General features: G+C 60.4%; 7 protein-coding genes and 1 pseudogene. 5 read left to right on the top strand and 3 right to left on the bottom strand.

Features of this window, described 5'->3' with window-relative positions:
* On the bottom strand, positions 1-704 hold a 704-nt coding region (locus tag EOA29_RS23075), incomplete at its 3' end, for a copper homeostasis protein CutC (RefSeq protein WP_245468520.1).
* Positions 705-813: 109 nt separating this feature from the next.
* On the opposite strand from EOA29_RS23075, the gene EOA29_RS23080 reads away from it, so the two are divergent.
* Positions 814-1242 carry a hypothetical protein gene (locus EOA29_RS23080; protein ID WP_127221603.1) on the top strand — a complete coding sequence of 143 codons (429 nt, stop codon included), beginning with the start codon at positions 814-816 and terminating at the stop codon, positions 1240-1242.
* 42 nt (positions 1243-1284) lie between these two features.
* Here EOA29_RS23080 and EOA29_RS23085 read toward each other — a convergent pair whose 3' ends face one another.
* A complete protein-coding gene (locus EOA29_RS23085) occupies positions 1285-1716 on the bottom strand; it encodes a cupin domain-containing protein (RefSeq protein WP_126093369.1) in 432 nt (143 codons plus the stop codon).
* A gap of 15 nt (positions 1717-1731) precedes the next feature.
* On the opposite strand from EOA29_RS23085, the gene EOA29_RS23090 reads away from it, so the two are divergent.
* Positions 1732-2193, top strand: a complete 462-nt coding sequence (locus EOA29_RS23090; RefSeq protein WP_126093370.1) for a hypothetical protein — start codon at positions 1732-1734, stop codon at positions 2191-2193.
* A 26-nt stretch (positions 2194-2219) separates the two neighbouring features.
* Here EOA29_RS23090 and EOA29_RS23095 read toward each other — a convergent pair whose 3' ends face one another.
* Positions 2220-2522: a hypothetical protein gene (locus tag EOA29_RS23095; RefSeq protein ID WP_126093371.1), complete on the bottom strand. Its 303-nt coding sequence runs from the start codon at positions 2520-2522 to the stop codon at positions 2220-2222.
* Positions 2523-2742: 220 nt separating this feature from the next.
* Between EOA29_RS23095 and EOA29_RS23100 the strand changes: the two genes are divergently transcribed.
* From EOA29_RS23100 to EOA29_RS42295, 3 genes and pseudogenes are all read left to right on the top strand, one after another.
* On the top strand, positions 2743-3879 hold the full coding sequence (locus EOA29_RS23100) for an AraC family transcriptional regulator (RefSeq protein WP_126095865.1): 1137 nt from the start codon (positions 2743-2745) through the stop codon (positions 3877-3879).
* A gap of 516 nt (positions 3880-4395) precedes the next feature.
* Positions 4396-5010, top strand: coding sequence for a DNA ligase (locus EOA29_RS23105; protein ID WP_126093372.1), 615 nt, complete (start codon positions 4396-4398; stop codon positions 5008-5010).
* A gap of 393 nt (positions 5011-5403) precedes the next feature.
* Positions 5404-5650 (top strand): annotated as a pseudogene (locus EOA29_RS42295) (GGDEF-domain containing protein); the annotation flags it as partial.

Below are 5650 nucleotides of genomic sequence, written 5' to 3' on the forward strand. Positions count from 1 at the left end.
GTGGTGCGATATTCACGGTCGAGGTCGGTGCCACCCATGCCGACATGCGGGTTGCGGTAGCGCATGGCGCTCGGCACGTCGGCAAGCGCGGCGAAATGCATTTCGCTCAGCGCCGTTCGCCTCAGGACTTCACCGATATTGTCGGGCGCCAGCGCGCCGCAGCCAAGGATGATGATGCGCCCGCCCGCCTGGCGAACAAGCTGCGCGAGCAGATCGGCGCCTTCCAGCGCTGTGTCACGCTGGCCGCTGGTCAGCACGCGGCCGACCTTGCAGCGGATCAGCGCTTCGAGCGCCTCGGCTGGGTCCCGCGTCATGTCGAAGGCGCGATGGCAGGTGACGTTGAGCGGGCCGGCTGCCTGCGTCAGCTCGCTCATGCGCAGCTCGTCGACGGCGCCGTCAGCGGTCAGGCAGCCGACCACGACGCCGGCTACGCCGAGATCGCGCAGGGCGCCGACATCGGCAAGCATCGACCGATATTCGGCCTCGCTGTAGAGGAAATCGCCGCCGCGCGGACGCACGATGACATGAAAAGGGATGGTCGCGCGTTCGAGTGCGGCGCGCACCGTGCCGAGGCTCGGCGTGATGCCGCCTTCGACGAGGCTGGCGCAGAGCTCGACCCGGTCGGCGCCGGCGGCCTGAGCGGCGAGCAGGCCGTCAATGCCCTCGACGCAGATTTCGATCAGGGGTTTTGGGGCGTCGGTCACCAGTATCCATCCAGCCTGCAAGAGAGACCAGCCCTAGCATCGCGGCGATTGCCGCGGAAGCCGCTTCGATCGGTCCAGCGCGGGCTGTCGTCGAATTTGACGCAGAGCAATGCGGCATCGCGCCGCCGGCTATACGGATTGGCTTTTCTTCAACCTTGGGGACTTGGAAATGACATCTCATGAAACGGCCAGACGCAGCGTGCCAGGCACGATCGTCTCCATTTCGTCCATGGGAGCCGCCGCGACGGAAAGGGCTTCCGCCGCAAACTTGAACGAAAGCCCGATCATGACGGGCTTCCGGCGCTGGGAGGCGCTCAGGGATTCGATCTCCTTCGATATTTCCGACAATGATCTGAAACGCGTCTACCACGACATGTCCAAGATCGTGGAAGGCATGCTCGCAACTCCCGCCACAACCCCCCAGGAGTTCGCGGCGCAGTTCATGGCCGTTTGCAGCGGTGATGAGATCGAATACCGGCAGGCTGCCCGCAAGCTTCACGCATACGCGCAAGCCCTCGTCGGCGTGGTGGTGCAATGAGCAACTACCGCCAGCGGTACCAGTCCGCGTCAATGCGTTCGGTCAGTTCTGCAAGATCGTGTTCTTGGCGCCTTGTTCGACCTGGTCGATCACCAGGAGCTTGACCGGGTCGGCGCCGATATTGGTGGCCTGGTGCCATTGGCCGATCATCTCGACGATGAAGTCGCCGGTTTTGTAGGTGTTGCTGGCGCCGGTCTCGACATTGGTGACCTTAAGCGTTCCGGCCTCGACATAGGCGTAGCGCGGGAAGGGGTGCTTGTGCACCGGCAAGGTCGCGCCCGGCGCGATCTGATAGGCCGAAACCTGAACCTCGACATTCTTCTGCGGCAGCGTGATCGGCTGGCCGGAGGCCGTGGTCGTCTTGGACGCAAGCGGGGTTACGACAACCGGTGTTCCGCTGCTGTCCAGGGCGTTGGCGCCAGTCGCGTAAAGGGCGGCCGTCAACAGCAGCGCCGATGCCAGAGTGTTTCGCACGATTTCCTCCCGAAAATGGTCGGCAAGATCGCGCAGGAGCCATCCGTGCGCAAGGACGGCACGTTGGAAACCTGGCATGGGCTTTGGAAAACTTGGCTCCCCGGGCTGAACGAAACGGCGAATTATGAGCTGCCGATCCCCTTCAGATCTGCGCCGACGAGCATTTTTGAGCGGCGCGTACTAGCGGCCGATTTCCGTGATTTTTTGCCGGTGAGATCTGACCGCCTCCAGCAGTTCGCGCTCGTTGGTGTGAGCGTTTCGAAAAATGGCCACAACCATCACCGCCAGAATTTCAGCGCCCAGGCCCAAAGGATCGAGCTCTTCATCCGCGCAGACCTGATTGAACACGCGTTCGCAAACATCCAGATCGAGAGGGCTAAGACAGGTGCGATTGAAACGCCGACGCAGCATTTGAGTGCCTTTCAGGGCCCGCCGTTCGTACTTTGCGGCGGGCCTTTGCTGTGGCCTAAGCGATAATAACGCTCATAGTAGCGGGGCAAAGATTACTCTGCGCCTCGTGATTGCGTTGTCAATAACCCCAAAATCTGCGCACACTCGCGGGATCTATATTGTCCGGAGGTCATCAGTTGATAATAATCTTGCCGCTTGTTTTCCGGTATGCAAAAGCCGCGGCGAAAGTCCGCCGCCTCTTTTGGTGTTCTGGTGCAACCGAGCTTGCTGGCGCTGACTTTCAAGCTCGCCAGCGAGCATCCGAGCTTCGCTGCAATATCTTTCAATGGCTCGTTGTTAACGTATCCATCAAGAATTATCTTGCGGCGAGCTTCTCCTTTGAGCTTTTCGTTCATTTCGTGGTCTCCTCAACATCGCTTTCACGATGCTGGAATCTATACGCACCAGTTTGAAGAGTGTCGTTATCTTCGCATCCAGAAACTTATCTCCGGATGCATTTCTTGCTGTAATCCAGCGTGATCGCCGATGCGGTCGACAGGCTTGCCAGATACCCGGGATACACCACATGATTGCGAGGGCATGGGCATACCGGAATCGGATATGGCACCACGCGCGATAGACGCTAAGAGGCAAGACGAAGCGCATGCTGGGCAAGCGCCGGAGCGTGAGCGACGCCGTTGGCCACGCGACGTTCAACCTGAGGCCGCCCCACCACTCGCGCCGGTGCTGGAGCCGTTGTCCTTCTCAACGCTCAAACTGGCACCAGAGGATCAATTCACCGCTTGGCAAGCGCATGTGGCGCCGCTTGTCGAGGTCAAGTTGCCGGATAACAAATCGCGGGACGACGGCTTTCCTGCCGACCACACGGCTTGGAATCTTGGTGGCATGCTGATCGTTGAGCAGCGCGCGCCGGCGCACAGCTATATGCGTTCCGCCGCGAAGCTTCGGTCCAGCTCGATCGACCACTGGTATGTCGTCTTGCCACATACTGGCCGGTCATGGACGGAGGTCGATCGCCGCGTCGCGGAGGGTCAGCCGGGCCAGTTGGAGATCAGATCGCTTGGCTACCCGTTTCGCGGAAGGACAACGGAATCCGAAAGTGTCTTTCTCTATTTGCCGCGTGATTTGTTCGCCGATGCGGCGGGGACCCTCGACGTAAACAACAATTCAATTCTGTCGGGCAACTTTGCTAACCTTCTGATCGACTACATCAACAGCATCGTAACAAGACTGCGCAATCTCACATCGGAAGATCTGCCCCGCATCGTACACGCAACACGCAGCATGATCATTGCCTGCCTCGCGCCTCCGGCCGAACATGCCGCGGCGGCCGAACAACTGGCGAGCGTCGCGCTGATGGAGCGAGCGCGTCGATACGTCCAAAACAATCTGGATGCGGCTCGTCTGACACCGGATTCGATGTGCCGGGCGCTCGGCGTCTCGCGATCTCGCCTCTATCAGTTGTTCGAACCGAGTGGTGGTGTTCTCCATTACATTCAAAGTCGCCGACTTTTGGCGGCCCATCTTGCGCTTAGCGATCCGGCGGACAGCCGGCGCATTGTTGAAATTGCGGAAGCCTTCGGGTTCAGTTCGGCGGCAAACTTCAGCCGGGCGTTCAGCAAGGAATTCGGTTACAGCCCCCGGGAAGGCCGCAGGACCATGGTATTGCCGCACCCGGCTCACTCTGTTTCGCCTGGCGAGCACGAGAAGGCCTCCTCCTTTGAGGATTGGCTCAAGGCGCTTGGACGCTGAGCAGGCCGTCGGCGTCGGTCGAGATCGGCGACGTTTTCATCAGAATGCGGCCCGGAGTTCTGCTGCGTGCCGGGTGGCAATCCCGTAACTGGGCACGGCGACTGCGTGGGCTGACGGCACCCCAAATAGCACAAGCCCTGGGAGAGATGCCGCGCCGATATCGAGATATGTACGCCGGGATAAGTATTTGGATGGGCAGCTAACGACAATGCGACCTCATTCGTAGATGTTTGCGATGACTTAGCGGGGGCTCGGCACAGGCGGCAGGTTTCCAAGTTGGGGGGAATATCGCACCGCCTGTGCCGATCGCGCCACCGCTGTCCGTCAAAGATGGTGGCGTAATCGAGGTTAGCGTGCCGGGGCGGCCGGCTGGCGTTCATTCCGTCGCAGAATGGCTTAGTGGGGGCCCGATGGCTTAGTGGGGGGCTCGGCACAGGCGGCAGGTGTCCGAGTTGGGGGACATCGGATCGCCTGTGCCGCTCGCGCCACCGCTATCCGTCAAAGATGGTGGCGTAGTTGGGTAAGCGTGACAAGGTGGACGGCGACCGGCTGGAATTCATTCCGCCGCAGATGCCAACTCTTGTCGAGCGGCCGCCCCAAGATGAGGGGTGGGTTCACGAGGCCGAACTCGACGGCTACCGGACGCAGATCATCATCGATACGGGCGGCGTGCGTCTCTACAACAAGAACGGCCGTGACTGGACGACAAAATACTGGCCCATCGCGCTGGCGGTCGAACTGCCATGCCGGGCCGCCATCCTCGACGGCGAGGTGATTGTGTCAGGCGTGCGGGGTGCGCCCGATTCCCCTGGGCTGGAAGCCGCGATCTGGAACGAGCCGAACCGGCTGGTGTTCGTCGCATTCGACATCCTCCATCTCGACGGTCGCAATCTTGCCTCCTTGCCCTTGCTGCAGCGCAAGCGGGCGCTGCGGCAATTGGTTCAGCCTGGCGCCGGCAAGATCCAATACTGTGAGCATTTTGAGGGCGACGCGCTGGCGCTCTTTCGCGCCATCGCGAAAATCGGGCTCAATGGCGTCATTTCGAAACGCGCCGACAGCCGCTACGAGAGCGGACCGTCTAAAACATGGCTGGAGACCGAATATTCGAGAAAGCCGATTTCGAATTGCTAGGGTAGTCCCGCGCGGGCAGCGAGCGCCGCTGCGCTCCCCGTGGGCCGCAATATTTCGACTCACGTCTGGCGCTGCGCCAATTATCTGCGAATTGCTAATTTAGTAAAGTTTAATTAATGTTCATCGTGTCGATAAACGGCCGTCAGTCGCAGCTGAGCACGCATCGCGACTACGCCGCACACCGCGCTTGTTAAGCATGCGAGTTGAAAGTTTGCCAAGCTTGACAGTTATGCTATTTTTTGACTGAGGGAGACATATTGGCGAGGCCTATGGAGGTGGCACTTGCATCCAAAGGCATCCGGCGCCGGCACGGAGAGTGAGGGGCCTTCCTCCAGCGCTCCAAGTACTGACGAAGCGCTTCTCGCTCACCTCTTGTCGAACACAGCCGATCTCGTGTCGTTCTATGACCGCGACTTCCGCCTGACGCACTACGCAACCAGACTCAAAGGCGTGTACGGCGGTGTGGTGACGCCGGGCGCCGCCATTTGGGAGGTCTACCCGAGCTTCCTCGATGCGAGGTGTCGCGACGAATTTCTCCGGGTGTTCCAGGGCGGCTCTCCGACAAGCATCGACTTGCCGCGATCATCGGGCGAGGCACCCCGGTCCGTTTTCGTCTTCGGCACTGCAAAAGGTGTAGGAA

The organism is Mesorhizobium sp. M1E.F.Ca.ET.063.01.1.1 (assembly GCF_003998155.1).
Taxonomy (GTDB): domain Bacteria; phylum Pseudomonadota; class Alphaproteobacteria; order Rhizobiales; family Rhizobiaceae; genus Mesorhizobium.